The 26,108-nt window shown below is 69.7% G+C and carries 29 protein-coding genes; 12 read left to right on the top strand and 17 right to left on the bottom strand.

Annotation, left to right across the window (positions count from 1 at the left end; all coding sequences use genetic code 11):
• Positions 1-5 precede the first annotated feature (5 nt).
• From ABKW26_RS03315 to ABKW26_RS03305, 3 genes are all read left to right on the top strand, one after another.
• Positions 6-1,073, top strand: a complete 1,068-nt coding sequence (locus tag ABKW26_RS03315) for an NAD(P)/FAD-dependent oxidoreductase (protein ID WP_348591009.1) — start codon at positions 6-8, stop codon at positions 1,071-1,073.
• 5 nt (positions 1,074-1,078) lie between these two features.
• Positions 1,079-1,699, top strand: coding sequence for a class I SAM-dependent methyltransferase (locus tag ABKW26_RS03310; RefSeq protein WP_348591008.1), 621 nt, complete (start codon positions 1,079-1,081; stop codon positions 1,697-1,699).
• Positions 1,700-1,964: 265 nt separating this feature from the next.
• Positions 1,965-3,167, top strand: coding sequence for a DUF4062 domain-containing protein (locus ABKW26_RS03305; RefSeq protein ID WP_348591007.1), 1,203 nt, complete (start codon positions 1,965-1,967; stop codon positions 3,165-3,167).
• A gap of 252 nt (positions 3,168-3,419) precedes the next feature.
• On the opposite strand, the gene ABKW26_RS03300 is transcribed toward ABKW26_RS03305, so the two are convergent.
• From ABKW26_RS03300 to ABKW26_RS03280, 5 genes are all read right to left on the bottom strand, one after another.
• A complete protein-coding gene (locus ABKW26_RS03300; RefSeq protein ID WP_348591006.1) occupies positions 3,420-3,632 on the bottom strand; it encodes a hypothetical protein in 213 nt (70 codons plus the stop codon).
• A gap of 95 nt (positions 3,633-3,727) precedes the next feature.
• On the bottom strand, positions 3,728-5,260 hold the full coding sequence (locus tag ABKW26_RS03295) for a PepSY-associated TM helix domain-containing protein (protein WP_348591005.1): 1,533 nt from the start codon (positions 5,258-5,260) through the stop codon (positions 3,728-3,730).
• A gap of 139 nt (positions 5,261-5,399) precedes the next feature.
• A complete protein-coding gene (locus tag ABKW26_RS03290; protein WP_348591004.1) occupies positions 5,400-6,161 on the bottom strand; it encodes an anti-sigma factor in 762 nt (253 codons plus the stop codon).
• A complete protein-coding gene (sigK, locus tag ABKW26_RS03285; protein ID WP_348591003.1) occupies positions 6,158-6,757 on the bottom strand; it encodes an ECF RNA polymerase sigma factor SigK in 600 nt (199 codons plus the stop codon). The genes ABKW26_RS03290 and sigK overlap by 4 nt, the downstream gene beginning before the upstream one ends.
• Before the next feature lie 88 nt (positions 6,758-6,845).
• The gene (locus ABKW26_RS03280; RefSeq protein ID WP_348591002.1) at positions 6,846-8,159 is read right to left on the bottom strand and encodes a hypothetical protein; all 1,314 of its coding nucleotides are present in this window, start codon (positions 8,157-8,159) and stop codon (positions 6,846-6,848) included.
• 174 nt (positions 8,160-8,333) lie between these two features.
• Here ABKW26_RS03280 and ABKW26_RS03275 point away from each other — a divergent pair, with 174 nt between their 5' ends.
• A complete protein-coding gene (locus ABKW26_RS03275) occupies positions 8,334-8,921 on the top strand; it encodes an N-acetyltransferase family protein (RefSeq protein ID WP_348591001.1) in 588 nt (195 codons plus the stop codon).
• On the opposite strand, the gene ABKW26_RS03270 is transcribed toward ABKW26_RS03275, so the two are convergent.
• The 4 genes from ABKW26_RS03270 to ABKW26_RS03255 form a co-directional block, all read right to left on the bottom strand.
• The gene (locus ABKW26_RS03270) at positions 8,897-9,745 is read right to left on the bottom strand and encodes an ABC transporter permease (protein WP_348591000.1); all 849 of its coding nucleotides are present in this window, start codon (positions 9,743-9,745) and stop codon (positions 8,897-8,899) included. The genes ABKW26_RS03275 and ABKW26_RS03270 overlap by 25 nt on opposite strands.
• Positions 9,742-10,686 carry an ATP-binding cassette domain-containing protein gene (locus tag ABKW26_RS03265; protein WP_348590999.1) on the bottom strand — a complete coding sequence of 315 codons (945 nt, stop codon included), beginning with the start codon at positions 10,684-10,686 and terminating at the stop codon, positions 9,742-9,744. The genes ABKW26_RS03270 and ABKW26_RS03265 overlap by 4 nt, the downstream gene beginning before the upstream one ends.
• A 47-nt stretch (positions 10,687-10,733) precedes the next feature.
• Entirely contained in the window at positions 10,734-11,579 is an 846-nt protein-coding gene (locus ABKW26_RS03260) for a DUF4097 family beta strand repeat-containing protein (protein WP_348590998.1), read from the bottom strand.
• A 91-nt stretch (positions 11,580-11,670) separates the two neighbouring features.
• Positions 11,671-12,162, bottom strand: a complete 492-nt coding sequence (locus ABKW26_RS03255) for a histidine kinase (RefSeq protein ID WP_348590997.1) — start codon at positions 12,160-12,162, stop codon at positions 11,671-11,673.
• 51 nt (positions 12,163-12,213) lie between these two features.
• Between ABKW26_RS03255 and ABKW26_RS03250 the strand changes: the two genes are divergently transcribed.
• Complete coding sequence (locus ABKW26_RS03250; RefSeq protein WP_348590996.1) at positions 12,214-12,486, top strand: hypothetical protein; 273 nt, start codon at positions 12,214-12,216, stop codon at positions 12,484-12,486.
• A 32-nt stretch (positions 12,487-12,518) separates the two neighbouring features.
• On the opposite strand, the gene ABKW26_RS03245 is transcribed toward ABKW26_RS03250, so the two are convergent.
• The 5 genes from ABKW26_RS03245 to ABKW26_RS03225 all read right to left on the bottom strand — a co-directional run bounded on the left by ABKW26_RS03245 (position 12,519) and on the right by ABKW26_RS03225 (position 16,220).
• Positions 12,519-13,697: an ABC transporter permease gene (locus ABKW26_RS03245; RefSeq protein ID WP_348590995.1), complete on the bottom strand. Its 1,179-nt coding sequence runs from the start codon at positions 13,695-13,697 to the stop codon at positions 12,519-12,521.
• Entirely contained in the window at positions 13,694-14,395 is a 702-nt protein-coding gene (locus ABKW26_RS03240) for an ABC transporter ATP-binding protein (RefSeq protein ID WP_348590994.1), read from the bottom strand. Before ABKW26_RS03240 ends, ABKW26_RS03245 begins: the two co-directional genes overlap by 4 nt.
• Positions 14,392-14,640, bottom strand: coding sequence for a hypothetical protein (locus ABKW26_RS03235; RefSeq protein WP_348590993.1), 249 nt, complete (start codon positions 14,638-14,640; stop codon positions 14,392-14,394). Before ABKW26_RS03235 ends, ABKW26_RS03240 begins: the two co-directional genes overlap by 4 nt.
• 626 nt (positions 14,641-15,266) lie before the next feature.
• Positions 15,267-15,629 (bottom strand): hypothetical protein, encoded by a 363-nt coding sequence (locus ABKW26_RS03230; protein WP_348590992.1) that lies wholly within the window; start codon positions 15,627-15,629, stop codon positions 15,267-15,269.
• A gap of 177 nt (positions 15,630-15,806) precedes the next feature.
• Positions 15,807-16,220 (bottom strand): hypothetical protein, encoded by a 414-nt coding sequence (locus ABKW26_RS03225; protein WP_348590991.1) that lies wholly within the window; start codon positions 16,218-16,220, stop codon positions 15,807-15,809.
• 832 nt (positions 16,221-17,052) lie between these two features.
• Between ABKW26_RS03225 and ABKW26_RS03220 the strand changes: the two genes are divergently transcribed.
• A complete protein-coding gene (locus ABKW26_RS03220) occupies positions 17,053-18,963 on the top strand; it encodes a sigma-70 family RNA polymerase sigma factor (protein WP_348590990.1) in 1,911 nt (636 codons plus the stop codon).
• Positions 18,964-19,023: 60 nt separating this feature from the next.
• Here the strand turns inward: ABKW26_RS03220 and ABKW26_RS03215 are convergent, their stop codons facing one another.
• Positions 19,024-20,001 carry an alpha/beta hydrolase gene (locus tag ABKW26_RS03215; protein ID WP_348590989.1) on the bottom strand — a complete coding sequence of 326 codons (978 nt, stop codon included), beginning with the start codon at positions 19,999-20,001 and terminating at the stop codon, positions 19,024-19,026.
• A gap of 524 nt (positions 20,002-20,525) precedes the next feature.
• Between ABKW26_RS03215 and ABKW26_RS03210 the strand changes: the two genes are divergently transcribed.
• Positions 20,526-20,909, top strand: a complete 384-nt coding sequence (locus ABKW26_RS03210) for a hypothetical protein (protein WP_348590988.1) — start codon at positions 20,526-20,528, stop codon at positions 20,907-20,909.
• A gap of 356 nt (positions 20,910-21,265) precedes the next feature.
• Here ABKW26_RS03210 and ABKW26_RS03205 read toward each other — a convergent pair whose 3' ends face one another.
• The gene (locus ABKW26_RS03205) at positions 21,266-22,333 is read right to left on the bottom strand and encodes an NAD(P)/FAD-dependent oxidoreductase (protein ID WP_348590987.1); all 1,068 of its coding nucleotides are present in this window, start codon (positions 22,331-22,333) and stop codon (positions 21,266-21,268) included.
• A 64-nt stretch (positions 22,334-22,397) separates the two neighbouring features.
• Between ABKW26_RS03205 and ABKW26_RS03200 the strand changes: the two genes are divergently transcribed.
• Entirely contained in the window at positions 22,398-22,724 is a 327-nt protein-coding gene (locus ABKW26_RS03200; protein ID WP_348590986.1) for a metalloregulator ArsR/SmtB family transcription factor, read from the top strand.
• A gap of 96 nt (positions 22,725-22,820) precedes the next feature.
• Positions 22,821-23,525, top strand: coding sequence for a HEAT repeat domain-containing protein (locus tag ABKW26_RS03195; RefSeq protein WP_348590985.1), 705 nt, complete (start codon positions 22,821-22,823; stop codon positions 23,523-23,525).
• Here ABKW26_RS03195 and ABKW26_RS03190 read toward each other — a convergent pair whose 3' ends face one another.
• On the bottom strand, positions 23,526-23,969 hold the full coding sequence (locus ABKW26_RS03190) for a MarR family transcriptional regulator (RefSeq protein ID WP_348590984.1): 444 nt from the start codon (positions 23,967-23,969) through the stop codon (positions 23,526-23,528).
• Between the two features lie 61 nt (positions 23,970-24,030).
• Between ABKW26_RS03190 and ABKW26_RS03185 the strand changes: the two genes are divergently transcribed.
• The 3 genes from ABKW26_RS03185 to ABKW26_RS03175 all read left to right on the top strand — a co-directional run bounded on the left by ABKW26_RS03185 (position 24,031) and on the right by ABKW26_RS03175 (position 26,004).
• Positions 24,031-24,399 carry a VOC family protein gene (locus tag ABKW26_RS03185; RefSeq protein ID WP_348590983.1) on the top strand — a complete coding sequence of 123 codons (369 nt, stop codon included), beginning with the start codon at positions 24,031-24,033 and terminating at the stop codon, positions 24,397-24,399.
• A gap of 82 nt (positions 24,400-24,481) precedes the next feature.
• On the top strand, positions 24,482-25,366 hold the full coding sequence (locus ABKW26_RS03180) for a 2-dehydropantoate 2-reductase N-terminal domain-containing protein (protein ID WP_348590982.1): 885 nt from the start codon (positions 24,482-24,484) through the stop codon (positions 25,364-25,366).
• Positions 25,363-26,004: a TetR/AcrR family transcriptional regulator gene (locus ABKW26_RS03175; RefSeq protein ID WP_348590981.1), complete on the top strand. Its 642-nt coding sequence runs from the start codon at positions 25,363-25,365 to the stop codon at positions 26,002-26,004. The genes ABKW26_RS03180 and ABKW26_RS03175 overlap by 4 nt, the downstream gene beginning before the upstream one ends.
• Positions 26,005-26,108 lie beyond the last annotated feature (104 nt).

Genomic DNA, 26,108 nt, shown 5'->3' with positions numbered 1-26,108 from the left:
CCCCCATGACCCAGAACGTCACATCACCCGCCCCGCGCACGGGCACGAGCACAGCACCTGCCACGATCCCCAGCACCGTCGACGTCCTCGTCGTCGGTGGAGGAGCCGCAGGCCTCAACGGCGCCCTCGTCCTCGCCCGCGCGCGTCGCTCCGTCCTCGTCGTCGACAGCGGCACACCGCGCAACGCCCCCGCGGCAGGCGTCCACGGCTTCCTCACCCGCGACGGCATGCCGCCCGGTGAGCTCGTCGCCGCCGGTCGCGCCGAGGTCGAGTCCTACGGTGGCACCGTCGTCGACGGCGAGGTCGTCGGAGCCCGCCGTCAGGGCGACCGCTTCGTCGTCACCCTCGCCGACGGTCGCCGGGTCGGAGCGCGCCGACTCCTCGTGACGACCGGCCTCGTCGACGAGCTCCCCGACATCCCCGGGGTAGCCGAGCGGTGGGGTCGCGACGTGCTGCACTGCCCCTACTGCCACGGGTGGGAGGTGCGCGACCAGCCCGTCGGCATCGTCGCGTCGAGCCCGATGGCGATGCACCAGGTGCTGCTCTTTCGCCAGATCACCCCGGACCTCACGCTGTTCCTCAACGACGCGTTCGAGCCCTCCGACGAGGACTGGGAGAAGCTCGCTGCGCGCGGCGTCGCGGTCATCGACGGCGCGGTCGCCGGGCTCGAGGTGGCCGACGACCACCTCGCAGGGGTGCGGCTCGCCTCCGGGACGGTCATCCCGCTCCGGGCGGCCGTGGTCGCCCCGCGTTTCCGCGCCCGGTCGACGATCCTCGTCCAGCTCGGTCTGACCCCCACGCCTCACCCGATGGGCATGGGCGAGTACATCGCGTCCGGTGCGATGGGCGTGACCGACGTCGCCGGCGTGTGGGTCGCCGGGAACGTCACCGACCTCTCCGCGCAGGTCATCGTCTCGGCCGCCGGCGGCCTGGCTGCTGGCGCGTCGATCAACGCCGACCTCGTCGCGGAGGACACTGAACGTGCCGTGGAGAACCGCCGAGAACCCTTCTCGGCCGCGGCAGAAGCACGCAACGCCGAGCTCGTGCTCGGGAACAGGAGGCACGGACTGTGAGCGACGTGTTCGACGCAGCATTCTGGGACGAGCGCTACAGCTCGTCCCCCGCGATCTGGAGCGGGAGGCCCAACCCCCACCTCGTGACCGAGGCCGTCGACCTCACGCCTGGCCGGGCGCTCGACGTCGGCAGCGGCGAGGGAGCCGACGCGATCTGGCTCGCTGAGCGCGGCTGGACGGTCACGGCGGTCGACCACTCCCAGGTCGCCCTGACCCGTAGTGCCGAGCGCGCCGTGCAGGAGGGTGCCGACGTCGCGGCGCGCATCAGCTGGGAGCGGGCCGACGTCATGGACTGGGAGCCGGGAGACGGGATCTACGACCTCGTGTCCGCGCAGTTCATGCACCTGCCCAGTGCTGACCGGATCCCGCTCTTCGCTCGGCTCGCGGCTGCTGTCGCGCCGGGCGGGAGCCTCTTGATCGTCGGCCACAACCTGTCCGATCGCGAGACCGCGCTGCGCAGCCACTTCGACGAGGACTTCTTCTGGGCGGGCGAGGCCGTCATCGAGTCGCTCGACCCGGACGCGTGGGAGATCGTCACCAACGCGTCGCCCAGCCGCACCCACGTCCACGAGGGGGAGGAGATCACGATCAACGACACGGTGGTCAGGGCGCGCCGCACAGCCTGACCCCGAAGAGAGGCACGCAGCCTGCGTTCGCCCTGCGCTCTCTCAGGCTGGAACGCTCGCACGGTTCTATTAGCCGAGGAGACATCGAGGGGGCCACTTTGGCCGGCAACTTCACAGGTTGCACGTACACCCGTAGGAGCGGATGTCACTCCAACACTGGGAACGGTGTCCATCGTTAAGACGTCCCTTGGCGACGCGCATCGCGCCGCTGAGCCATAGCAACGAGTTGGCTCAGTGGTCCCAGGCATCGGCTATCCTCTGTGGCATGGCTGAGGAGCGATACCAAGTGTTTGTGAGTTCCACCTACACCGACTTGGTGGAGGAGCGGCAGGCCGTAATCTCAGCGCTGCTGCAGCTTGGAGCGATGCCAGCCGGAATGGAGCTCTTCCCAGCGGCCGACGATGAAGCCTGGACCTTGATTCAACGGGTGATTGACGAGTCTGACTACTACCTTCTAATTGTTGGTGGCCGCTACGGCTCGGTCACAGAGGAGGGCGTCAGTTTCACGGAGAAGGAATACGACTACGCACAGGACACCGGAAAGCCAGTAATGGCTTTTCTGCATGGCGCGCCCGACACTATACCCGTGGGGAAAAGCGATCTCGACAGTACCGCTAGATCGAGACTCGAACTCTTCGCGGCTAAGGTAAAACGGGCAAAGCACGTGAAATACTGGACGAGCGCGGAAGACCTCGCAGGCAAAATTGCCCTATCGTTCGCCATCTTTACCAAGTCGTATCCTGCGATCGGATGGGTTCGCGGGGACGCGGGCGACTCCCCAGAGACGTTGCGGATGCTCTCGGCCGCGCAAGCGAAGGCAGCCGAGTTGGAAGCTCAATTGGCCCGCCAAGCGGTGGCGCCACCAGCGGGAGTCGCCGGACTCGCAGATCACGACGAAACCTTTGATCTCGCCTTCCGGGTGCAAGCGAGGATTTCCAACCTTACGGCACAAGCGAATGTAGCCTCTTATCAAACCTACGAAGTCGACGTCTCCATTACGTGGAACGATCTTCTAGCAGAGCTCGGCACGAGCATGCTCAATGAAGCACCGCAGGCCGCGCTCCTGAAGCGCTTCCGGGCAGCGGTAAACACGTTGTGCCACGATGAAATGGTGGAGCAAGTACGGAAGTGGCTCACTCGTCAGCTCAAGCCGGCAGAAATTGAAGGGAGTGTTGGTAAGAAGAAGGGCATCATCGGCGTTCAAATCGATTCCGCGACTCCAAGCGAGAGCGACTTCGAGGTCGTTCTTGTGCAACTGGACGCGCTCGGGCTGATCACACAGAGCGTGAAGAAGCGCGCGGTCGCCGACCGCAACACCTACTGGACGCTGACGCCTTGGGGTCGGACCCGACTTACGCGCTTGCGCGCAGTCCGCGCCGGTCGGACCCGCCCCTCATACGAGGAACCAGAGGACGGTCTCGAAGGTGCGCTGGCGGCCGCGAAGACGTCCTCAGAGCCCAGTGCTTGACTTGATATGGCAACGTAACGCGGGGAGCCTCGGCCGCACAGACCGTGATGACCGTGCCGCCATGTGGCAAGGGATGCGGCGCCCGCAGGCCGCGGAGCAGCCAGACGGCGGTGCGTTCGGCGTCGATCTCACGCTGGGGGCGAAAGCCCAGGCGGCGAAGGACCGGGAGGAGAGGGCACCAGCCCTGCAGACCGTGCTGCAGCAGGAACGCTGCGACGAGCGCCGGGGGGAGGAACCGGCAGCTCCGGGTCTTCACCCCGGCGACCACGGATGAAGCAGGATCAGGCTGGAGGCGTTGACCTCGAGCGCCCGTTTGACTTCCCACTCCCGGTCGAGCTTGTTCAGGTGGGCGGTCAGCTCGTCGCAGGGTGCCGCAGTCTGGTGCTGCACGCGGCGGCGTGCTTCGCGGTCGACCTGGTCCTGGACCGCTCCGGAGGCGGGCGCGCGGACACGGTCGTCGCTCACGAGGGTCTCATCCCCGTGAGCTACTCCTGCCCAGGATGCACCGGGGTACCTGCTGCAAGAGCGCAGGGCCCTCGGTGCGGGCGGTCTGACCATCGTCACCGATCGACCTTCGCCGCGCGCCCCTCTCGCCGCCCGAGCAGCACGTCGATGACGAGGAACGCGACGAGGCTCACGCCGACGAGCGGGAGGAAGAGCCCGACCCCCGCGGCGACCGCGAGCACGGCGAGCTGTCCCCACCACGGGGTGCGCAGGAACGTCCCGCGGGCGGGGGCCTTCCCGACCGGTCGGCCGGGCCGGCGCGTCGGGCGGCGCTGCCACCACATCCGGTAGCCCCACACGACCATGAGCGCGATCGCCCCGGCGACGGCGACGAGGACGAGCTGGTTGACGAGGCCGAAGAGCGTGCCCTGGTGCATGTCGATGCCCCAGCGGGCCAGCTTGGCGGCGAAGGGGTAGTCGTCGAAGTCGACGCGGTCCGTCACCGCGAGCGTCTCGCCGTCCACGGCCACGGCGTCCACCTCGGTGGGGTAGCTGCGCTGGATCTCGGTCACGGTCCACGCCTCGCCCGCGGCGGCCGGTGGCGTGATCTCCACGAGGCCGACGTTCACGTTCTCGCCCCGGGCGACCTCAAGGACGTCGTCGAAGAGCCCGGGCTCGGCGGTCGCGGCCGGCTCGATCGCCGTCGCGCCGGAGTGCTCGGCGTGCTCGGTACCCGAGTGCTCTGTGTGCTCGCCGGGAGCGCTGCCGCCGGCCAGGTCGGCGGTCACGGACGGTGTCGACCACGAGAGCGCCGAGCGCAGCTCGCCGACGTTCCCGCCGGCATGCTGCGACCACGTGATGCCGGTGGCCGAGAGGAAGAGCGCCCCACCGAGCACCCAGATGCCCGTCGTCGCGTGCAGGCTCCGAGTCCTTCGGTAGCCCGACGCACGTCCCGGCGCCCCGGCGGTCTCAGTCCCAGCGGCGGCGGCGCGCTCGGCCCTCTTCCCGGCCCGCTGCCGCCGCGACCGGGCGATCCACAGCCCGAGCCCGGCGAGCGACACGACACCGAGCCATGACGCCGCGAGCTCGGAGTACAGCCGGCCGGTCTCGCCGAGGTGGAGGTTGCGGTGCAGGTCGTCGATCCACGTCCGCAGCGGCAGGGCGCCACTCGTCCCGTAGGTCACGAGGTCACCCCGGATCTCCCCGTTGCCCGGGTCGACGAAGATCGTGCGGGCCTCGCTCGCACCGAGGCCCTCGGCCGCGTAGAGCACCCGGGTGGTGTCGCCGATCTCGGGAGCGGGGCGGACGGCGAGGATCGTCTCCTCGCCCCCGGTCGCCTCCTGCGCGGCCGCGACCTGCATCTCGAGGCTCAGCGGCGGGAGGCTCTGCGGTGCCTCGACCGACGGTGCAGAGAGCTCGTCCGCATAGACGACGCGCTCGAGCTGCGGGCTCAGGGCATAGAGCGCGCCGCTCGTCGCGGCGACGACGATGAACGGTCCCACGAGGATCCCGGCGTAGAAGTGCAGGCGCCGCAGGAGCGGACCCACCCAGCCGCGGGCCGGTACCGAGCGCGACGGCGGGACAGTGGACGCGGCCGGCTCGGTGGGCGGCGGTCCGGCCGGGGGCGAGGTGTGCTCGATCGTCGTCACGGGGATTCCGTCTCTGGGGTGGTGTGCCGGTCGCGGGGGAGCCGGGCACGACGAACGGACCCTGTCGCGGGCGCGCAGGGAGAAGTGAGGGGTGGAACGGGTCGACCGGACCGGTCAGGTGGCGCGGGTCGCAGGCGGCTCAGCCGGCGGCGAGCACGACTACGGGCTCGGTCGTCGGCTGCTCCGAGCCGCCGACGGGCTCGACCGTCAGCGCCAGCGCGGCGCCGTCGGGCACGGTCGAGACGCTGGCGGTCGCGGCGCCGTCGGACAGGTCGAGCACCCCGGCGGAGACCGGTGCGCCCTCGGCGACGACCCACAGCTGGTAGTCGCCGTCGTCGAGTTCTGGCAGGTCCGCCGCGGTGAAGACGGCGTCGTTCCCGGCCACGACGGCGACAGCTCGACCGCCGCCGGTCACGTCGGACTGGATGACCTGTGCGCCAGGCCGGGCGAGGATGTCGGCGACGGCCTCGGCCTGCTCCTGCACCCGGTCGGCACGCTGCGACTGCTGGACGGCGATCCCTGCCGGGATACCGACGGACACGAGGAACGCGGCAGCGACCGCGAGCCAGCGGCCCACCGGCCGACGACGCGAGCTCCGAGCCGTGCCTGCCCCGGACGTGCTGGTCAGGACCGGTCCGGACGGAACCGTCCCGACCTGTGCTGTCGTGCCGATCCGGTCGAGGACCGACCCGCGCACGTGCGCCGGCGCCGGTGCGGAGCCGGACGCGGCGAGCAGCGCCGTCGTCTCCCTCAGGGACCGCGCCTCGGCCGCGAGGGCCGGGTCGTCCCGCAGGGCACGTTCGACGGTGGCGCGCTCGACGTCGTCGACCGCGTCGAGGGCCCATGCTGCGAGGAGGTCACGGACCTCGTCGCGGCGGTCGTCGTTCTGGTCGTCGTTCACAGGTCCACCCCCAAGCAGTCGCGGAGCCGGTTGAGCCCGTCCCGGATGCGGGACTTCACGGTCGGCAGGGCCACGCCGGCGTCCTGGGCGACCTCACGGTAGGTGAGTCCTCCGTAGTACGCGCTCATGACTGCCTCCCGCTGGAGATCGGTGAGCGATCCCAGGCAGTCGGTCACCCGGTCCCGCTCCTCGTTGTGCTCGGCCGTCTCGGCGACGTCGTCGTACGGCCGGCTGTAGTCCCGGACCCCGACGAGGTCGTCACGGGTCCGTTGCGACTGGACCGACCGCACGCGGTCGACCGCCCGACGGTGCGCCATCGTCGCGATCCAGGCGACGACGCTGCCGAGCTCGGGGTCGAAGCGGGGCGCGGTGCGCCACACCTCGACCATGACGTCCTGGGTCAGCTCGGCAGCGAGGTCAGGGTCCCGCAGGACCCTCAGCGCCGTGCCGTGGACCAGGGGCGACGTCTCGTCGTACAAGGCTTCGAAGGCGTCGCGGTCGCCGGTCGCGACCCGGGCCACGAGACCGGCGAGCCGTCGGGACCGCTCGTCACGGTCCGACGGCGCGCTGGAGCCACGCGGGCCGGTCGAGGTCATCCGGCCATTGTGCCGTGCCGAGCGACCTGTCACGAGCCGAAGGGTGGCGGGACGGTCGTTCCACGTCCCGCCACCCGGTCACCAGGTGTCAGCCCTGGACGAGTGCTGTGTTGAGCGAGTCGATCGCTCCACCCAGCGTCTGGACGTGCATGGCGAGCCCGTCGGCGATGGCCTCGGACGGCAGCTCACCGTTCGAGATGCCCTCGAAGAAGTCGCCGGCCACGCCGCGGTACGCGTCGAGGTCCATGAGCGCCTGCTCGGTCGCCGCGGTGTCACCCGTGGCTACCGCGTTGGCGTACGCGACGAAGAAGCCGATGTGCTCGCGCCACAGCTCGAGGAACGCGGTGCCGTTCTCCGCACCCGCGAGGGAACCGATGCCCTCGGACAGGGCGACAGAGTTCGCGTCGAGCACGCCTGCCGCGGCGGAGAACGCCTCGGACTCCGTGCCACCCTCGGTCGTGTACGCCGTGAACACGGCGATCCCGGCGAGGTAGACGTGCTCCTGGAGGCCCGCCGTGAGCGTGGCTCGCAGCGAGGACGCCTCGTCGTTGGGGTCGCCCTCGAGGTCGGCGGCCGTGTCGAGGCCGGTCGAGATGACCGCCGCTGCCTCACCGACGTGGCTCGCTGCAGTCTGCAGCAGGGCGTACGCGTCCGGGGTGCCGGCGGCGAAGCCGTCGATCGCGGCCGAGAGGGTCGTGATGTGCATCTCGAGGCTCATCGCGATGTCGGCGGCCGGGAGAGCCCCGCCGCTGACGTCCTCGAAGAACGCACCGGCGCTCACCGTGTAGCCCTGGAGGCTGGCGAGCGCTGCGTCCTTGCCGGCCATGTCGCCACCCTTGACGGCGACGGCGTAGTCGACGAAGTAGCCGACGTGCTCACGCCACAGCGCGAGGAAGGCCTCTTCCTGCTCGGGGGTGGAGAGCTCGCCGACAGCCTCGGAGAGGGCGACGGAGTTCATGTCGAGGGTGTCCGCGGCCAGGCCGAACTCTGCCGAGTCGGCACCGGCCGTGTAGGCGGTGGCGACGGCCATGCCGGCGAGGTAGACGTGCTCCTGGAGGAGCGAGGTCAGACCGGAGCGCAGGTCTGCCGCGGGGGACATCGCGTCGCCCGGCAGGTCGAGCGCGGTGACGAAGCCGCCGGCGAGCGTGGCGGCCGTCTCGGGCATGTGCTGCGCGGCGGTCCGCGCGTCGGCGAACGGGTCGCCCGTGCTCACGGGAGCCATGGAGTCCATGTCCATGTCGGCCATGTCGTCCGTGCCCTCGGACTCTTCGGCGCTCTGCGTGGTCTCGCTGGAGGTCGAGGCGTCGTCCGTGTCGGCGCTGCAGGCCGCGAGCCCGATCGAGAGGGCGATCGCCGCTGCGAACGCCGCGGTCGGGCGGATGAGGGGAAGTGACGTCTTCATGAGGTGTCCTCCGTCGTGCCAGGTGGTGTGCGTCTGTCACGGGAGGTTCGGAGCGGGTCGGGGTCCGGATGGGTGCGAGATCTTCTTCACCCGGTGTGCTGCCGGACGGGGGCGGTCGCGCGACATCCGTCACAGTCGCCCGACTCTCCGTGCGAGGTGGTCTATCGTCCCCGCATGACAGTCGCACCCCGCCCCGCGACCGTGCTCCGTGTCGCGACGCCCGAGGACGTCCCCGCGATGGCCCGCATCTACGACCACCACGTCCGCACGACGACGGCGACGTTCGAGACCGAGCCGCCGGGCGAGACCCTGTGGGCGGCGAAGCTCGAGTCGATCACGGCTGCGGGCTGGCCCTTCCTCGTGGCCGAGATCGACGAGATCGGGGTCGCCGGCTTCGCGTACGTCGGCCCGTGGCGCGTACGCCCGGCCTACCGATACACGGTGGAGGACACCATCTACCTCGACCCCGCCGCGACGGGCCGCGGCGTGGGCACCCGGCTCCTCGCGGAGGTCCTCGACCTCGCGCGCGCGGCGGGCGCCCGCGAGGTTGTGTCCGTGGTGGCCGACGCGGAGAGCACCGCGTCCCTCGCCCTGCACACCCGGCTCGGCTTCCGTACGGTCGGGCGCCTCGAGAACGTCGGGCTCAAGTTCGACCGTTGGTTGGGGACGACGCTCCTGCAGCTCAGCCTCGTCGACGCTGCGGTCGACGAGGCTGAGCCGGACGTGCCGGGGACCGGTCAGCGCACCGACCTCCGCTCGTAGATCGTCATCGACCAGACGTACCCGGCGACGGTGATGACGACGCACCAGCCGATCGCGAGCGCCGGGTTCCAGCCGAGCGGTGTGCCGAGGAGCAGCCCGCGGATGGTCTCGATGATCGGTGTGAAGGGCTGGTACTCGGCGAACCACCGCATCCCGGCCGGCATCGAGTCCGTGGGGACGAACCCGCTGCCGAGGAACGGCAGGAGGGTGAGCAGGAGCGGGTAGTTGCTCGCGGTCTCGACCGACTTCGCCTGCATCCCCATCCCGACCGCGAGCCAGGTGATCGCGAACGCGACGAGCGTGAGGATGCCGAGCGTCGCGAGCCACTCGACCGGTCCGGCAGTCGGTCGGAAGCCGACGAGCAGCCCCACCCCGAGGACGAGCACGAGGGCGATGAGCCCCTGGATGGTGTTGCCGAGCACGTGCCCGGCGAGCACGGCGGCGCGCGAGATCGCCATCGTGCGGAACCGTGCGGTGATGCCTTCGGTCATGTCCATCGCGACGGTCGTCGCGGTGCCGCCTGCCGTGCCCGCGATCGTGATGGCGAGGATGCCGGGGACGACGTACGCGAGGTACTCGGCCCGGCCGGCGCCCGGGCCGACGCCGGGCAGCCCGGCCCCGAGCGTCCCGCCGAAGACGTAGACGAACAGGAGCAGGAAGACGACCGGTCCGCCGATGGTGAAGATCGACAGCCCGGGGTAGCGCACGACGTGCAGGAGGTTGCGGCGCAGCATCGTGACGGCGTCGGCGACGACGTACGTCTGGCTCGTGCGTGGGGCCGTCGGCCCTGTCGCCGAGGAGCCGTGGGCGGTGATGGTGGTCATGACTGCTCTCCCTTGGCGTCGACCCGGCCGGTGAGCGCGAAGAACACGTCGTCGAGGTCGGGGGTGTGGATGCTGAGGTCGTCGACCTCGATGTCGGCCGCGGCGAGGCGGTCGAGCACGGTGCGCAGGGTGCGGACGCCGCCGTCGCTCGGCACGGTGAGCGTGAGCGCGGCGTCGTCGCGGGAGGACTCGTCGAGCAGGCGGACGGCCGACTCGAGGGCCGGGGCGTCGGTGAACCGGAGGCGGATGTGGCCGCCCGGGACGAGGCGCTTGAGCTCGTCGGGCGTGCCGTCGGCGACGATGCGACCTCCGTCGAGCACGGCGATGCGGTCCGCGAGCTGGTCCGCCTCGTCGAGATGCTGCGTCGTGAGGAGCACGGTGGTGCCCTCGGCGACGAGGCTGCGCACGATGCCCCACATGGTGTGGCGGCTGCGCGGGTCGAGGCCCGTGGTGGGCTCGTCGAGGAAGAGGACGTCCGGTCTCGTGACGAGAGTCATCGCGAGGTCGAGGCGTCGTCGCATCCCGCCGGAGTAGGTGGCGAGGGGCTGGCGTGCGGCGTCGACGAGGTCGAACTGCTCGAGCAGCTCGGCCGCACGCGATCTCGACCGCTTGGTGCCGAGGTGGCGCAGCCGGGCCATGAGGAGGAGGTTCTCCTCGCCGGTGAGGAGTCCGTCGACGGCGGAGAACTGTCCGGTGAGGCCGATCGCGGCGCGGACCCCGTCGGGGTCGCGGACCACGTCGCAGCCCGCGACCGTCGCGGTCCCGCCGTCCGGGTGCACGAGCGTCGCCAGGATGTGCACGGTGGTGGTCTTCCCTGCGCCGTTCGGCCCGAGCAGTGCAGTGACGGTGCCCGCGCTCACGGTGAGGTCCACGTCGTCGAGAACCGTCTTGTCGCCGTAGGACTTGCGCAGCCCGCGGACGTCGATCGCTGTGCTGGTCATCTGTTCGTCCTTCCTCTCTGTCACCCGAGCCGGCAGGTGCCGGGCTGTCAGCGGGCGCGCTGGATGGTGATGTCGCCGTACTGGGTGCGTGCGCGGACCGCGACGGCCTCCTCCGAGGCGGTCGGGCCGGTGTCGGCCGCGAGCTGGTTGCGGACGTGGCCGCCCTTCGACGCGGCGTCGAGCCATGCGGGGACGCCTTCGCGGACGCCGATGGTGATGGCTCCGTAGCCGCTCTCGACCTGGATGGAGCCGGCGGAGATCTCGTGCAGCTGGATGCTCCCGTAGGCGGTCTTCGCCGTGACGGAGCCGAGCGCCGTCGTGATATCGAGGTCGCCGTAGGAGAGCTTCGCGTCGAGGTCGCCGCCCGACTCCCCGATGAGGACGGTGCCGTGCGAGGCCTTGAGGATCGCGTCGCCGGTGATGGTGCCGGCGCGGATCTGGCCGTGGTCGGCGATGATCTCGACCCCGCCGTCGGCGACGCCGACCGTCGCGTTGCCGTGCATGGCGCGCAACCACAGGTCTCCCGTCGACTCGATGTCGACCGGTCCCATCGCGCTCTTGATGCGCGTCGCACCGAGCCGACCGGTGGTCCGGACGCCGCCCGTCGCGGTCTCCGCGGTGAGCCGGGACCCTGCGGGGAGCTCGACGAGCACGTCGACCGACTCGCTGGGGCCGATCCAGCTGAAGCGCGGCTTGGGGCTGACGACGGTGAGGCGGGTGCCGTCGAACGTCACCGTGGTCTCTTCGGCAGCCCGGCGGTCGACCGCCTTGGTCGGGTTGGTCGGGCTCACGGTCACGACCGTGTCGGAGCGGTCGCCGGCGACGATCTCGATCGCGCCGACCTGCAGGTTGATGGCCAGGTCGATCGGTGTGGGCGTGTCGTAGGTGGGCATGGCGCTTCCTGGATGTGGGTGTGCTCGTCCCGCCCCGCGGGTCCGCGTGGCTGGTGGGTGGGGCTGTGGAGGTGGTGGTGTGGCAGGCTGGCTAGCGGGCCCAGCCTGCGAAGCTGTCGCCGGTGCGCAGGGTGCGCTGAGCGGACCGCCGCTGCTTGGGCTGGAGCGCGGACGCGACCGCGCGGACCAGCCAGGCGTTGACGGACAGACCGTCGGTCGCCGCTGCCTCGTCGACCCGCACCTTGAGGGCGTCGGGCAGACGGAGCGTGGTGCGGGACGTGCTGACGTCGTCGAGGTCGACGTGTGCGGGCCGCTCGTCGGCGTCGGTGTCCGGTTCGTTGCTCGTCTGGGTGACGACGAACTCGACCTCGCGTCCTCGGAGCCGGACGTCGACCGAGCCGGGGGCGAGGTCGCGGGTGATCTCGCCGGCGGCGGCCGAGAGGACGTCGAGCAGCACGAGGCGGGTCGCGGCGTCGAGTCCGGCGGCGAGCCGCTCGGCGGCGGCGCGGGTGTCGTCCCCGCCGTTCTCTGCGGCCTGGACCAGCTGCCGCTGGAGGTCGTTGACGTATTGTCCGAGTTCCATGTCACCACTGTGACACCATCGTGGTGTCATGTCTAGTGGTTGTGGTGTCAGGTGGTGGTCAGGGGCCCGGCGCCGCCCGACGCGCCCGACATCGTGACGGTCGCGATCCCTTTCGTCATCATGCGATTCGCCGGCGCGCGCATCCGGCGGTGGGACGAAGACGACGAGCCGCTGATCCTCGATCCCGCCTGGAGCGACGATCCGTCAGGACAGGTCTGTGCTTTCGACTGGGACGGAGCATCGCGGTTCGACCTCACGACCCTAAGGTGCCAGATCACCTTGAGCGCTGAGTCAGTGAACATCGAGGCTCTGGCCGCGTTCTGAGGTGCATGGCATCGTCTGCGACGTCGTCACCCTCAGGCGCGCAGCGCGTCTGCTACCGGTAGCCGGCACGCTTTGACGGCCGGGGCGATCGAGCCCGCTACCCCCGTCAGCAGTGCAGCGAGCACCCCGTTCACTACCGCGGCCCAGGGCATCGTGACCGGGTCGGCGATGATCGCGTCGGGCGACACACGGGGCAGAACGACGAACACCGCGGCGAGCACCACTCCGATCGAGACGAGCGCAACCGTGAGCGAGACAGCGAGGGCAGATCCCAGCACCTGAGCGAGCAGGTCGCGGCGTCGAGCGCCGAGCGCTCGTCGGATGACGAGCTCTCTCGCACGTTCGGTCACGGACGCCAGGCCGACGTTGAGGATACCTACCACCGCCACGGACAGGGCAACCAGGGCGCACACGAGGAAGGCTGCTCCCACGAGCGATACGGTCGCACGTGTCTGGGCCACGGTGTCGATCCGATGAAGCTCCGAGCTTGTCGTGATGTTCGCGTAGACGGCGGCATCCGTGAGCACCGTCTGCAAGAGCACCTCGGGCACCGAGGCCGTCGTGATGAGGAGGCGGACGTCGGTCGGCACCGAGCTCGCCACGCGAAAGCTGAGAGCGTCTTCGAGGTTTCCGTATGCCTGTGGCTCGCTCTTGCCGTCAGCGAGTATCCCTGTCACGACGATCGTCTGCATAGTTCCCGGCGACGCTGGCCACTGCAGCGTCGTCGGCACGCGATCGATGCCCAGCTGGCTCGCAGCGCGGTCGTTCAGCGCGACAGCCGGAGCCGTAGCAGACGGCGCCGAGATCCACGCGCCGATCCTGACGGGGCGCCGGTAGATGCTCTGGAGGTCGCCCTCGATCCAGCTCATCGCGACGGAACCGCTCCGACCGTCTGCGGTGTGGAGCATCACCAGCTCGTTCACCACGAGAGCCGACGCCGCACTGGTCTCGGACAACCGGTCCCGGACGCCGTCGAGCAGACGGTCTGCGCTCTCGAATGTCGACGAGGTGACCGGCACGACGACCTCGTAGGTTGCTTCCCGGCCGTCAGCCTGCTCGTGCTGTGCGATCACCGCGCTGACCACGAGCTGGTCCGCAGCGGAGATGCTGGCGATCGCGAGGACGCCGAGCAGCATGCTCACGGCCGTGAGGAGGTTGCGCAGCGGGAGCGCACCGACATCCTTCGAAGCTATCGTGACCGTGCGGATCACCGGTGGCTCGCCTGGAGAGAGTGCGCAGTGGTCAGGTCAAGGCGTCTGTCGAGCGTGCTTGCCAGCTCGGCGTCATGTGTCACTACGACAAGGCAGCTCCCAGCTTCTGTGGTCGCGTCGCGCAAGTGCTGCATGACGGTTGTGGCGGTGCTCGTGTCGAGCGCGCCAGTCGGTTCGTCGGCCAGCACGATGCGCGGGGAGCGGACGAGTGATCGTGCAATTGCCACGCGTTGCTGCTCGCCTCCGGACAGGCTTCGCGGGTGCCGAGCGCCGAAGGCCTCGAGGCCCACCGCCGCGAGCTGGTCGAGCACGCGTCGGCGCGTCTCCGCCCGTGTGGTGCGCTCTCCGTACTGCAGCGGCATCGCGACGTTGTCGAAGACGGACAGGTGCTCGACGAGCGAGTAGCTCTGGAAGACGAAGCCGAGCAGCCGGTTGCGAGCTCCGGCGGCGGCGGACTGGCTCAGTCGGCTGACGTCCTGACCTCCGACCCAGAGTCCGCCTCCCGAGGGCGGGCGCATGAGCCCGAGGACAGAGAGCAGGGTGGTCTTCCCGCTCCCCGATCGGCCGACGATCGCTAGGCTCGTGCCGGCTTCCACGTCGAGGTCGAGGCCGGAGACCAAGCGGAGCGGCGGCGCTCCGCGGCGCTCGACGCTGACGTCGAGGCGCTCTGCCCGCAGGGCTGAGCTTTCTCCTGTCACGGCATGCGGTCCATGAGTCCGGGTGCGGTGGCAGCGATGATGTCACCTTCCGCGAGGCCGGCCGTGATCTCCACCATCGCACCGTCGCTGATGCCCAATGAGACATCCACGATCTTGAGCTGCTCACCGATGACCCGCGTGACAGTGCCGGTCGAGGCCGAACCGAGGACCGCCTCGACAGGGACCACGAGGGCGGCCGGAGCCGCGCCGGTCTGCAGACCCACCTTGGCCGGGAGTCCAGCCATCGTCCTCGTATCGGCTGGGAGAAGACAGACGAAGATCGGTTGAAGATCCCCACCGTCGGTGCCGTCTACGCCAGCCGGGATCTGGTTGCTCGGTACCACAGGGCAGCTCAGTCCGGCGGGGCCCCCCTCGATGCTCACGGCCCCAGCCGTCGGAGAGCTGTAGATGCGGTAGGCGACGGTCGCTGGGACCTGGGCCTGCACCCCGAAACCGTCATAGCGGATCGAGACGATCGGGACGTCGATCATTGCTCTCGCCCCCTCGCTCGCAGACCACGAGATGACCTCCCCCGACGCCGGTGCGACGATCGACATGTCTCCGACGGTCCCGACAACTTGCCCCTCGACGAACCGCGCACCGTCGCTCAACTCGATGTGCACGGCGCCGTCAGCGGGTGCGCGTAGAGCCACCACAGGCTGCGACACTGTCTGACCCGATACGACGAGCACCGACGTCAGATCGCGTCGACCGACCGTGATCGTCGCCGACGGCTGCGCCGACGAAGGTCCGGGTGTGACGTCCGCCGGCATGACGGAGCAGCCGGTCAGGGGGAGAAACGCGAGGATGAACGATGCGCCGAGGGTCACGCTCCTCACAATGGGGCGCTCGGTCATCATCATCGTTGTCCTCATGTCGCCGGGCAGTTCGCTGCGACATCCTGCTGTACCCCGCTCGGGTCACCGAGCTGTGCCTTCTCGATGATCCCTCGGACCACCGGTTTTGCGCTCTGATCGTCGAAGGCTCGTTCGAACGCCGCCGTCTCGAGGATGCTCGCGTACATCTCCAGTGCGTGCGCAGCCTCCGGCTCAGACGTGCCGCGCACGGCCAACCACTCCTGCCCCCAGGCGCAGTTCCAGGCGATGACGGCATCAACTTCTCCGTACCCGACCTGATAGCTACCGGACGGGTCGCTGACCGAGGGGGTCGCTTCGATCGAGGCCCCCTCGGGCAGCTCCAGTCCTTCAAGCGTCGTCCGGTACTCCTCGATCATGTCCGCGTACCCGAAGAAGCTCTCCATCTCCGACGGTGAGCTTTGTGCCGGTTCCGCGGCGCGACCACAGCTGGCAGTCAGGAGAAGGGCAGCCAGGGAGAGTGTCGCCCGAAGGCCGTGACGCCGGAAGTGCATTGAGTTCCTTCTCGATCAGAGTGGTCGCGATCCAAGAGCAGGTCAGTAGTGGAGCGTTCCCGACCACGAGTTCGAGCATGTGCCCGATGACGGTGAAACCATCATGGCGTTCATCTTAAAGCGGGTGTTCGACACGTAGCCAACATTCTGTTGGATCGTTCCCCAGCGGTTTGCGCTCTGGAACCATGCCTCATGGAAGGCGCCGTTCGCGACGACGTTTATGCCGATCCGCATCTGATATCCACTGTGGACGCCGCCTGCCGCCTGGGATAGAAATGCCTGCGTGAGCGACGGTTGCTGCATGTAGCGCACCGTCTGGTAATAGGCTCGAGTGCCGGAACAGTTGACCGTTCCGGATACGGGCGTACTTGCGGCCTGGGCGGCAAGCGAGCCGCTCACCGCGAGGCTCGTCGAGAGAAGCAAGACTGCACCAGCACGGAAGATCCTCGTACGCATGAGACTCCTTATTGATGTTGATGAGCACTTCTTCGGGACAGCAGGCGCGACGGTCGTCGGAGTTCCTTTCCGCATGGCACATCAACGCTTGGACCAACCGCATCGTCGGCCCTGTGACCTGCAGAGATCCTTCCGATCGGCGCGCCGTCGCGGCTTGACTGGAAACTTAGTCCAGGATCCGCAACGAGTAAACACCGTACGGAACATTGACCGAAGGTATGTGAATGGGCGTGCGCTTGAGGGTTGATAGCAGGCGCGGACTCATGGTTCGACGCGGGTGGAGGAGGTTCGCGTCGAGGTCCCTCCGTCGCGCGATCGAAAGACCTCGACGCGCACCAGGCTCCACCTCTCCCCCTCATGCCGCTGATCTCGTCTGCTGGTACAACGATCTGCCGATAATGAAACCAACGTAGAAGACGGTGCTTGCGACTCGGCTGGGCCGAAGCTGCGTTTGGAATCATCCCGCGAACGGTCCCCCTGTCGGCAATGCACGGGGCGAGAGTCGAGGTGCGCCACCACGATCGCTCGGAGCCATCTGCTTCGAGCTTCGTCGGGCGCCATGCCGCTGCCCTCGTGCGGGCGGGTAGGGTGCGCGCGTGACCAACGACCTCGTCCTCCCCCAGCTCTGACGGAGCTGCTCACGCACGGAGAACGACCTCGACACGCGCGGCGTCCCGAGTCGCTACCGGTCCCGGAGGTTTCGGGTGCCCGGGATCATAGGGAATCGGGGCACTCTCTGTTATCGGACGACTCCGCACCCGTCTCCTCTCATGTGGCCGCCCGCCGGGCAGTCGAGTCTCACGAGCCGAAACCTACGGAGAGGTCCGCACTCATGGTGAACCACACTGATACCGCGACGGTGGTGGCCGCCGTCGACGGTGACCCGCAGGCCGTCGACCGCCTGGTCGCCGAGTACCTGCCGCTCGTCTATACGATCGTCGGCCGCGCCCTGGAGGGGCATGCCGACGTCGACGACGTCGTGCAGGACACGATGCTGCGAGTGGTCCGCAACCTGGGCGACCTGCGGCAGCCCGAGTCCTTCCGCTCCTGGTTGGTCGCGATCACCGTGCGCCAGGTGCGCGAGCGGTTCCGGACCCGCAGGGAGCTCCCGCACGCGATCGTGCCGGACGACGTCCGTCACCCGGGCGCGGACTTCACCGACGTGGCGATCACCCGGCTGGAGCTGACGGGCCAACGCAGAGAGACCGCTGAGGCCACCCGCTGGCTCGACGAGGACACCCGCGAGCTGCTCGCGCTGTGGTGGCTGGAGGCCTCGGGGCAGCTGACCCGTGACGAGATCGTCTCCGCGACCGCCGTCAGCCGCCAGCACACCGCCGTCCGGATCCAGCGGATGAAAGGGCAGCTGGAGACGGCGCGGATCGTCGTGCGCGCCCTCGCGAGCACCCCGCGCTGCCCCGGCCTCGCCCGGGCGACGACGCGCTGGGACGGGCGCCCCGGTCCGCTGTGGCGCAAGCGCATCGCTCGGCACGCACGCGAGTGCCAGCGCTGCGCCCCGGCCTCGGCCGGCCTCGTCCCCGCCGAGCGGTTGCTCGGCGGGATGGCGCTGGTGCCTCCGCCGCTTGCCGTGGGGGCGGCGCTCGCACACCCGGGCGGTGACCTCGTCGCAGCGCACGCTGCGCACGCGACGACCGGCACCGCGACGACCGGCACCGCGACGTCGACCAAGGTGCTGGCCGCAGCGGGGCTCTCGTCGGGCCGTCGGGTCCTCACCGCCCTGGTCGTCGCAGGCCTGGTCCTCGGTGGCGGTGCGGTCGCGGCGGGCTACCCGGGCGACGAGGCGCCGAGCGCTCCGGCCGCCGGCGCGGCGGAAGTGTCCACCACCGACAGCTCCGCGGAGTCGCGGCTCCCGCAGCCTGCAGCCCCATCGGCGCCACCGGCGGCACCGGTCGTCCCACCGCCCAGCCCTCCCGCCGAGCCGCTCGCACCGCCGGCGCCCGCCCCAGCTGCTCCGGCGCCGGTGCCTGTCGAGCCCGTCGTCCCGGCGACCCTGTCGGTGAAGAAGGGCGTCTCCACCTGGCAGTTCGACGGCATCGAGGGCGCGCTCGACGACGTCGGCGCCGGCTGGTACTACAACTGGTCGCCGACCGACGCGACCATGCCTGGTCCGGCCGACGTCGAGTTCGTCCCCATGATCTGGGGCCGGGACAACGTCGACGACGCGACGCTCGCCCAGGTGAAGAGCCAGGGAACGGTGCTGCTCGGCTTCAACGAGCCCGACCTGGGTGAGCAGTCGAGCATGAGCGTCGAGGAGGCGCTCGGGCTGTGGCCGCAGCTGGAGAGCACCGGCATGCGCCTCGGAAGCCCGGTCGTCGCCTACGGCGCCGACACGCCCGGTGGCTGGCTGGACCGGTTCATGACCGGTGCCGCGGAGCGCAACCTGCGCGTCGACTTCATCACCCTGCACTGGTACGGCTCGGACTTCAGCGACGCCTCGGTCGACCACTTCCTCGGCTACGTCGACGCGGTGCACCAGCGCTACGGGCTGCCCATCTGGGTCACCGAGTACGGCCTGATGAACTTCTCCGGCAGCCCTCGGTACCCGTCCGGCGCCCAGGCCGCAGCATTCATCCGCGGCACGACGGCGGGCATGGAGTCGCGCCCCTACGTCGAGCGCTACGCATGGTTCGGCCTGCCCGCCGTCGGGGACAGCGTCGAGTTCGGTCTCTACACGGACGGGTCGACGCCGACCGAGGCCGGTCAGGCGTACAAGGACGCCGGCTGATCTCAGGAGGCCGCCCGTGCGGCACCGCGATCAGCCGGCAGGCTCACGGGCCTGACCGTCTCAGCGATACGTGTGCTTCGCCAGGAACTCCAGGCTCCGGTCCAGCGCGACCTGACCGGCCTCGGTGGAGAGGTCGAACTGGTACTCGTGGCCCAGCCCGGGCTCCTCGCCCTCGGGCTGGAAGATCGCATCGACCTCGACGCCGACCTCCGTGAGCCGGGCCGCCATGGCCCTGCCCTGAGGTGTGAGCGGGTCGGCGTTCCCGCCCGTGAGGAACGCGGGCGGGAACTCCTCGGTCACGTGGTTGGCGACCGAGGCCGGGGCGAAGCGCGGGTCGGCGGCGAAGTCCTTGGTCCCCGAGTACGACCACAGGACCGTCTCGAGGAACCACGACGACGCGCCACCCTTCGAGGTGTCCACGAGCGACATGTCGTACGCGCCACAGTGCAGCAGCACGGCGACGAGCTCATCGGGGCTGATCGCGGGCTCGATGCCCAGCTCCTCGGCGTAGACCGGGCTGGTCACCGCGTTGGCGACCTGTGCGCTGATCTGGGACCCCGCGGAGTCGCCCGCGAGCACGATCCGCCCGGGGTCCACGCCCAGCTCGTCAGCGTGCTCGATGACGTAGGCGAGTGCGTCGTTGAGCTCGATGACCGGTGTCGGATAGGTGGCCCCAGGTGCGATCGAGTAGTCGATCGCGACCACCGTGTACCCGTGGCCGGCGACGATCTTCGCGTAGTTCGCGACCTGCTCCTTGCTCCCGGAGACCCATCCACCGCCGTGCGTCCACACGACGGTGGGCAGCGAGCCGCTGGCGCTCGCGGGTCTGTGGACGTCGAGCAGGGCAGCGGGGTTGTCGGTGCGGTAGGGGACGTCCGTCATGCTCGTGACGTCGGACGGCACGAGCGGCGCGAGCTTCTCGTTGGTCTCGACGCCTCCCTTGTCGAACGCATACCGGATGAGCAGCGCGGACGGCCACGGGCTGACCTGGAACACGACGAACGTCCCGAGCGCGAGGAGCCCGAGGGAGGCACCCACCCAGCCCAGGATGCGCGGCCAGCGGCGCCGAGTGGGCGGCCTGGTGAGCGAGGGCGCGCCCGGGGCCGCCATCCCCGGAGTCTCGAGCGTGGCGAACGACTGTCGACGGTCGGGGCGGCGGAACGGTCGCGAGACCTGAACGGAAGACAAAGGTCTCATGGCCCCTCGACTGGCTTCGTACAGGCAACGTCATGGAGCAACGCGTGGATCTCGGTAGCGCTGCGATCTCGCGGGGCATCAAGAGGATGCTCAGCGACTCCTCATCGAGTCCCTCCGTCCAGGACGACCGATCGGGCTGTCATCTTCATCTCCAACCTAGTCCCGGTGGTCCGGCCGCACGCAACCGCTGGGCATACCCTCGGACCATGTCTACCCGCACGAGCGGGTAGCAGCTCTCCGACGAGGCCGTCGAGAAGGCCACTGGTGCCCCGCGCGACCACTGGATCACGATCCTCGACACGCAGCCCGCGACCGGGTGAGCGAGAGCGTGCGGCAGACGGTCGCGCACCAGAGGAGGCTGAGAAGTGTCGGATGACGTCAAGACGACGATCGCCGCGGTCCTCGATGCAGCCGAGGCGTCTTTCGACGCGCGGGCTGTCGAACCGCCACTGTTGAAGCTGCGGAGCCTGCTCAAGTCCTCGAGCGAGCCGCGATGGGAGTTCCTGGACGCGATCCGCGCGCTGACAACACCCGGTCCGGGGGAGCTCCCGCTCGCGCGACCAGGAGTTGTGGAGATCCTCGAGTTCTGCATGCGCGAGCTTCGCTGGCCCGAGATCCGCGAGGCCATGGTTGCGATGGATTCACCAGCGCACGACTGGCGCGTCCAACGGGCCGCGCAGCGGGTTCTCGAGGTGTATGACGACGAGTGGCCGGGTGGCGACATCTACGACACCTACCGTGAACCGTAGGCTCGCAAGCCTTGCCGCGTAGCCCGTCCAACCTCCCCGGCAGTGGTCTGTACCTGCTCCCCGCCACCGGCCGGGGCGCAAGCGTCGTGCCGAATGCTGTCGCTGCTGGCGGGAAGATCCTTGGGTTCGAGGGTTTTGAGCTCGACGTCTCCGATGTGTGCCCGCAGCTCGATCTGGTCGTGGACTTCGAACGCCGAAGGTCAGGACCAGATCCGCTCGAGGCGATCTCAGGCTGGCCCGAGAATACCTGGGTTGATGTGGCGATGGCGTGAGAGGCGGATCTCGCTGACGTCGCGGGGACCTTCGGTAGAGGACGAACCCTCGCGGGGCGCTCCTGGGTCGATGCGCGTCAGCCGTCACCGACGACGCCGACCGCGAACGTGCGTCGCGAGCGTGGTGGCCACGTGCGCGGCATCGCGGCCCACGCCCCGCAGCGTGTTCGACGAGAACGAGCGTTGCAGCTCGAGGCCGACGTACCCGAGGCCCGCATGGGTGGTCGAGATCCCGCCACGGTGCACGGGGGAGCCCTGGCCGTCGAGGGCTCCCAACGTGTCCAGGTAGTCCAGCGCGGGTCGGAATCCGGTCGCGAAGATCACGGCGTCCACCTGCTCGCGGCTCCCGTTGCTCCAGACGACCTCGTTGCCGGTGAGCTCGGTGAACATGTCTCGACGGTCCAGAGCCCCAGACGCGATGGCCGTCCGGTAGGTGCCGGTGTCCAGGACCAGTGGCTTGGTCATGAGGCGCCGTATCCATGGTGTGGGGAGGACGTCGAAGCCGGTGACCTTGAACCAGTGGTGCAGGTCGCGCCCGGCACGGCGCTGGGCGGCGAAGGTGATCGGCGACCGTGACGCCAGCCGCACTCGAGCGACAGTGGTGAGCTCGTGCGCGATCTGCACCGCGGAGTTCCCGCCGCCGACCACGATGACCTGCTTGTCGACGAAGTCGAGGTGGCTACGGTAAGCGGCTGAGTGCAGCACCTGGCCGGTGAACGACTCGAGCCCGCGCACAGCCGGCAGGACGGGGGAGCCGAACGACCCGCTCGCCGCGATCAGCCCCGTCGCTGGCAGCTCTTGGCCGTCCGTCGTTCGCACCGTGAACTCGGGGCCGTCCTGCTCGACCGACTCGACCCGGGTTCCGGTGCGGATCTGCGCGCCCACGTGCTCGGCGTAGCGCTCGAGGTACTCCACGACCTCGTCGCGGGTGGGGTACCGGTCCGGGTCGCCACCGAACGGCAGTCCGGGCAGGGCGCTGTACCGAGCGGGGGAGAACAGCCGCAGGGTGTCGTAGTAGCCGGGCCATGACCCGGTCGGCGAGGCGCCGGCCTCCAGGACGAGCGGGTCCAGTCCGGCTGAGCGCACGGCAGCGGCCGCGGCGAGGCCGGACTGACCGGCGCCCACGATGATCACAGGAGAAGAGGAAGTCATGTCGCAAACATATCGTCACTTCGCGATATCTCAATATCGCGAAGTGGGCGAGTATGGTCGAGACATGACCCAGCCTCCGACGCTCCAGCCCGAGGGGGCTCGACCTACCGAGCTGAGCCAGGGGACGCAGGACTTCCTCACTGCGCTGGCCAGCCCTACGCGCCAGGCCATCTTGCTGCTCTTCGCCCGTGGTGCCGAGCTCTCCGTCGGGCAGGTCGCGGAACAGGCGAACATCGCACAGTCGACGGCCTCGGAGCAGCTCAAGACCCTGCGCCGCGCGAGCATCGTCACGGCGCGACGGGACGGCAAGGTGGTGCTCTACAGCGCCGACCGCGACGGCATGACCGCCGCGCTGACCGACCTGCAGGCCTACCTCCAGACCTGCTGCTGACGCCCCGGCCGTGGTCTTCGCGGGGGTCGGTGGTCCCTCGCCACTGGGAGTAGCACTCCCTGCTCTCCGCGCGTGAGCCGCGCATATGCTCGATCCATGAAAGCGATCGAGGACTGGGAGAGCGCGCTGCAGGGCCTCGAGCGACCGGACTGGGTCCGCTTCGTGAGCGATCACTCCGGCCTCCCGGGCCCTCGGGCGAACCTCGCACTGCTCGACGCCCTGGTCCGGGTCGCCGACTCGGCGATCGTCTCGGACCTCGTCGCCGACGGCGGCGAGTACCCGATGATGTGCGCCGCCGCGTTCTTCGGCAGCCGCGCGGGCGACGCCGGTTGTGAGACCTCGGCTCACGAGTGCGCGGGCGACGAGCGGTGGCGGGTGCGGGAGGGCGTGGTGATCGGTCTGCAGCACCTGGGCGACCGGTCCGTCGATGCGTTCGCGTCGATCACCCGGCGGTGGGTGGACGACCCCGACCCCCTGGTGCAGCGGGCAGCGGTCGCGGCGGTGTGCGAGCCGCGGCTGCTGCGCTCTCCCGACAGGGCGGCGGCCGCGATCGACATCTGTCGCAGGGCCACGATGCATCTCGTCGCCCTGCCGTCGGAGCGGCGTCGACAGCCCGACGCCCGGACGCTGCGTCAGGCGCTCGGCTACGGCTGGAGCGTGGCCGTCGCGGCAGAGCCGAGCGCGGGGCTTCCCGCCTTCCTCGCCCTCGACACCGCCGATCCGGACGTGGCATGGATCGTCTCGCAGAACCGGCGGAAGAAGCGGCTGGCAGTTCTGCTGGAGACGGAGCGGCATCGGTAGTCAGAGGTCGTCGCGCAAGCGGTGGATCATCCCCTGCAGTGTCCTGTACGCGCCGGCCTGCTCGTCCGCAGTCATGCCACCCAGCATCCTGACCTCGACGGACCGGACCGCAGCGGTCGCCTCGTCGAGGCTCTGTCGGCCGCGCTCCGTGAGCTGCGCAGGGAGGACCTTTCCCACCCGCGCCTCCGCAGGTCGGGTCACGTATCCGTCCCGTTCCAGGGTGTGCAGCAGGACGTTCATCGACTGTCGGGTGACGAACGCTCCGCGCGCGAGCTCGGAGCTGGACAGGCCGGGGCGCTGAGCGAGCAGCTCGAGGCAGGAGTAGTGCGTCACGGTCATCCCGAGCGGGCGCAGGACCGCCTCCATGGCGACGCGGAGGGCGCTCGAGGCTTCTTTCAGCAGGTAGCCCAGGGATGTCTCGAGGTCGATGCCGTCTTGACTCATGTCAGTATCTTGACATACGTTCGGCCATGTCAGACAACTGACACGAACGAAGGAAGCTCACATGCCTGTCACCGGCCCCGACTTCATCTCCCTCCGGGTCCGCGACCTCGCCATGTCGCAGGCGTTCTACGAGCAGCACCTCGGCCTCGTCCGCTCGCAGGCCGGCCCGCCCCACGCCGTCGTCTTCGAGACCGCCCCGATCGCGTTCGCTCTCCGAGACATCGCCCCGGGTGCCGATCTCACGTCCGTCACCCAGCCCGGCATCGGGGTCGCGATCTGGCTCCACGCCACCGACGTCCAGGCCATCCACGACAGCCTCCTCGCCGACGGTCGGACGATCGTCGCCGCACCGGTCGACGGCCCGTTCGGTCGCACCTTCACGTTCGCGGACCCCGACGGGTACCACGTCACCCTGCACGACCGGGCCTGACGGTCGATGCGGAACGCTGCATTCCGGTATGGTGGTCCAAGAGGCGGAATGCAATGTTCCGCTTAGTGCCCGAGGAGTGACAGTGAGAGTTCTGGTGTACGGCGCAGGGGTGCTCGGCAGCATCCTCGCCGTCCGGATGCACGAGGCCGGGCTCGACGTCACGCTCGTCGCCCGCGGCGCCCGGTTGGCGACGATCCGTGACCGCGGGGTGCTGATCGCCGAGGGCGACCACGGCGCCGTGCGGTCCGTGCCGGTCCCGGTGGTCGACAGCCCCGCCGGCGACTGGAACCTGATCCTGGTGCTCGTGCGCACCCATCAGGTGGACGAGGTCCTCCCGTCCCTCGCGGGGACGACCGGCGACGTCCTCTTCCTGCTGAACTGGGCGGCAGGCCCCGGACCGCTGGTGGAGATCCTCGGCAAGGACCGCGTGCTCCTCGGTTTCCCCGTGCTGGGCGGCGTGATGGATGGCGACGTGGTCCGCTACCGGGCCGCGTCGCGACTGACGCGCCTGCTCCCGATGCCGATCAGCGAACCGGACGGCCGGACGACACCTCGGCTCGAACGGATCATCGAGATGTTCGGTGCCGCCGGTCTCGATGCCAAGGCCGAGCCCCGGATCGACGCATGGCTGCGCACGCACGCCGCCTTCGAGGTGCCCCTCGGCCTCGCGGTCCACGCTGCGGGTGGGCCGGAAGCGCTGGCCGACGACCGAGCGGCCGTCCGTGCGATGGTCCGCGAGATCAGGCGGAGCCTGGGGGGCATGCCGAACCCCACCGTGCCAGGGCCGTTCCGGCTCCTCCGCATCCTGCCCGAGTCGCTGCTCGGAGCCGTCCTCCGCAGGTTCCTGCGCAGCGATGCGGCCGGACCGCTCCGGACGGACTCGCCCGCGGTCTCCCACGAGCTCGACCGGTTGGCCGAGCAGCTGCGCGAGTCCGCGTTCGACCGTCCTGAGGAGCCGGCCCGATGAGCGTCGACGAGGAACCGACCCCGCGCAGACGATCTGATGCCGTCCGCAACACCGAGCGTCTCGTCCGGGCGGCTCGCGAGGTGTTTGCGCAGCGGGGCCTCTCGGCGACGCTCCAGGACATCGCCGCGCACGCCGGGGTCGGGGTCGGCACGGTCTACCGGAACTTCGCCAGCAAGCAGCAGATCGTCGAGACGCTCTACGACGCGGCCGTCGAGTCGGCGCTGGAGGACGTGCGCGAGGCGCTCGCGACAGACGACCCCTGGCAGGCGCTCGTCTCCTTCTTCGAGGTGACTGCGGCGACCCAGGCGCGCGATCGGGGCCTGACCGAGACGCTCCTGAGCCACGAGGGACTGAGCCCCCACGATCGCACCGCCGGCAGGATCCTCGACGCGGTCTCCCCGCTCTTCGAGAGGGCGCACGCGGCCGGCGTCCTGCGTGAGGGAGTCAGCGTGACCGACATCCTGCCGATCTTCGCCATGCTCCAACCCCTCTATCGCCTGAGCGACGAGAGTCCCGACCTCTGGCGGCGCTACCTCGCCATCCTGCTCGACGGTCTCCGCGCAGCTGATCGGGCACCGTTGCCCGTCGCCGCCCTGGACGCGGTGGCGTTCCGTGCATCGCTCGGCGGGCCGCACTAGCCGCTCGCACCACGGCACCAGCTCCCGGGGCGCTGTCGCGGCAGAAGGTCATCCTCCGGGGGATGGGCCGTCGCGCCCGTCGTTCGTAGTCCTCTGCCTGTCGC

This window comes from Sanguibacter sp. 25GB23B1 (assembly GCF_040012415.1).
In the GTDB taxonomy this organism is placed as follows: domain Bacteria; phylum Actinomycetota; class Actinomycetes; order Actinomycetales; family Cellulomonadaceae; genus Sanguibacter.
The sequence above is the reverse complement of the archived record's forward strand: the minus strand, read 5'-3'. Positions and strand labels throughout refer to the sequence as shown.